This window comes from Corallococcus terminator (assembly GCF_003611635.1).
Lineage (GTDB): Bacteria > Myxococcota > Myxococcia > Myxococcales > Myxococcaceae > Corallococcus > Corallococcus terminator.
On sequence record NZ_RAVZ01000577.1, the window covers coordinates 1 to 3,011 of the forward strand.

Here is a 3,011-nt window from a genome sequence, read left to right on the forward strand (position 1 = left end):
CCACCCTGCCCCCCCAGCGGCTCGCGTACCTCCTGGAGGACTCGCGCGCCCAGCGCGTGCTGACGAGCGCGGCGCTGAAGGACTGCCTGCGCGAGCGCGCGGACCGGGCCCTGTGCCTGGAGGACCTGGAGCTGGAGGCAGCGAAGGAGGCGGACACGACCCTTTCGGGCGACGCCGAGGGCCGCAACCTGGCCTACGTCATCTATACGTCTGGCTCCACGGGCCGGCCCAAGGGCACGCTGCTGGAGCACCGGGGCCTGTGCAACACGGCGCACTGGCAGGGCGAGGCGGCGCGACTGGGGCCGGGCAGCCGGCAGCTCCTGTTCTTCACGGTGGGCTTCGACGCGGCGGTGGCGGACGTCTTCATGGCGCTGCTGTCCGGCGCCACGCTGTGCATCGCGCCGAAGGAGAAGCTGACGCCGGGCGCTCCGCTGGAGGAGACGCTGCGCGAGCTGCGCATCAGCACCGTGGCGCTGACGCCCTCCGTGCTGGCCCAGTTGGAGCCGGCGCGCCTGCCGGAGCTGCGCACGGTGTTCTCGTGCGGCGAGGCGTGCTCGCCGGAGCTGGCGCGGCGGTGGGTGGACCGGGTGCGGTTCATCAACGCCTACGGCCCCACGGAGACGACCGTCTGCGCGACGCTCAACACCGCCGTCCTTCCGGAGCGCCCCACCCTGGGCCGGGCGCTGACGCACACGCGGGTGTACGTGCTGGACGCGGCGCTGGAGCGCGTGGCCAACGGCCTGCCCGGCGAGCTTTGCATCGCGGGCGTGGGCCTGGCGCGCGGATACCTCAACCGCGCGGACCTCACCGCCGAGCGCTTCGTGCCGGATCCCTTCGCGTCCCGGCCCGGTGAGCGGCTGTACCGCACGGGCGACCGCGTGCGGCGCCTGCCCGACGGGGGGCTGGAGTTCCTGGGCCGCATCGACGAGCAGGTGAAGCTGCGCGGCTTCCGCGTGGAGCCGGGCGAGGTAGAGGCCGTGCTGCGCGGCCTTCCCGGCGTGCGCGACGTGGCGGTGGTGGCCCGCACGGACGGTCCCACGGGCCCGCGGCTGGTGGCCTACGTGGTGGCGCCCCCGGGCGTGGTTCGTGAGCTGCGCGGCCAGTTGGAGCCCCGGCTGCCGGAGTACCTCATCCCGTCCGCCTTCGTGTCCCTGGACGCGCTGCCGCTCACGCACCACGGGAAGCTGGACCGCAAGGCGCTGCCCGCGCCGGACGCCCAGCGCTCCCTGGCGGGCGCCTACGTCGCACCGCGCACGGACACCGAGCGCACGCTGGTCGCCGTCTGGCGCGAAGTGCTGGGCGTGGAGCAGGTCGGCGTGCACGACGGCTTCTTCGAGCTGGGCGGCCACTCGCTCATGGCCACCCGCACCGTGTCGCGGATCCGCGCGGCCTTCGGCGTGGATCTGCCGCTGACGGCGCTCCTGACGCAGGCGCCCTCCGTGGAGGCGCTGGCGCGGGTGGTGGACGCCGCCGTCGCCCGGGCCGCCTCGGACGCCGGCGCGGGCCTCCGCGCGCCGCCTTCGCTGAAGCCCCGGCAGGACGCCGGGCCCGCGCCGCTGTCGCCAGCCCAGGAGCGGCTGTGGCTGGCGGATCAGCGCACGCCGGGCTCGCCCATCTACAACGTGCCCGCCGCCGTGCGGATGCGCGGTGAGCTGCACGTGCCGGCGCTGGAGCGCGGCCTCACAGAGCTGGTCCGCCGCCACGAGGCGCTGCGCACCGTCTTCCGCGAGGTGGATGGCCGGCCGGTCCAGGTCGTCCTGCCCGCGCGGCCCGTGGCCCTTCCCGTCGTCGACCTGCGCGAGCGGCCCCTGGCCGACGCCGAGGCGGAGGCGCGGCGGGTGGCGCGCGAGGAGGCGATCCACGCGTTCGACCTGGCACGGGGGCCCCTGCTGCGCGCGGTGCTCGTGCGGGTGAGCGACACGCAGGCCGTGCTGTGCCTCACGCAGCACCACATCATCTCCGACGGCTGGTCCGGCGGCGTGTTCCTGCGCGAGCTGGCGGCGCTCTACGGCGCCTTCCGCGACGAGCGGCCGTCTCCCCTGCCCGAGCCGACCGTGCAGTACGCCGACTACGCGGTCTGGCACCGCGCGTGGCTGGAGTCGGGCGTGCTGGAGCGCAACCTGGCGTACTGGACGCGGCAGCTCGACGCGCTGCCCACGCTCCAACTGCGCACGGACGTGCCCCGGCCCACCGGGGAGCGCTCCCACGGCGACGGCCGCCGCTACGTGCTGCCGGGAGAGCTGGCCCGCCAGTTGGAGACCCTGGCGCACCGCGAGGGCGCCACGCTGTTCATGGCCCTGCTCGCGGTGTTCAACGTGCTGCTCCAGCGCCACACCGGCCAGGACGACCTGGTGGTGGGCACGGACATCGCCAGCCGCGACCACGCGGCCCTGGAGGGGCTGCTGGGCTTCTTCACCAACCAGTTGGTGCTGCGCACGTCGCTGTCCGGCCAGCCCACGTTCCAGGAGGTGCTGGGCCGCGTGCGGCAGGTGGCGCTGGACGCCTACGCACACCAGGACACGCCCTTCGGGCAGCTCGTCCAGGCGCTGCGCGCGCAGCGCTCGGGCACGGGGCAGCCGCTGTTCCAGGCGAAGCTGGTGCTGGAGAACGCGCCCATGCCCGCCCTGGCGCTGCCGGGCCTCACGCTGGAGGTCATGGAGGGCGAGGCCAACGGGCTGGCCCGCTGGGACCTGCTGCTCATCTTCACCCCGGAGGCGCACGGGCTGAGCGTCGCCGCCGAGTTCAACACCGACGTGCTGGACGCGGCGCGGATGGACCTGTTGTGGGAGCACTTCCTCCTGCTGGCCCGCGCCGCCGTGGACGCGCCCGGACAGCGGGTGGAAGCCCTGCCGCTGCTCACCCGCGCGGAGGCCCGCAGGCTGGCCGCGTGGAACGCTGGCGCACCTGTGCCCGCTTCCGCGCCGGACGTGGCCACGTGCTTCGAGCAGCGCGTGGCGGAGGCCCCGGAGCGCGTGGCGCTCGTGTGGGCGGGCGGGGAGCTGGGTTACGGG

1 protein-coding gene is annotated in these 3,011 nt (G+C 75.1%); it reads left to right on the forward strand.

Translation table 11 applies throughout. The features are described 5' to 3' along the window. Positions 1 to 3,011: non-ribosomal peptide synthetase (locus tag D7V88_RS40250; RefSeq protein ID WP_120545793.1), on the forward strand; the 3,011-nt coding region annotated here is incomplete at both ends.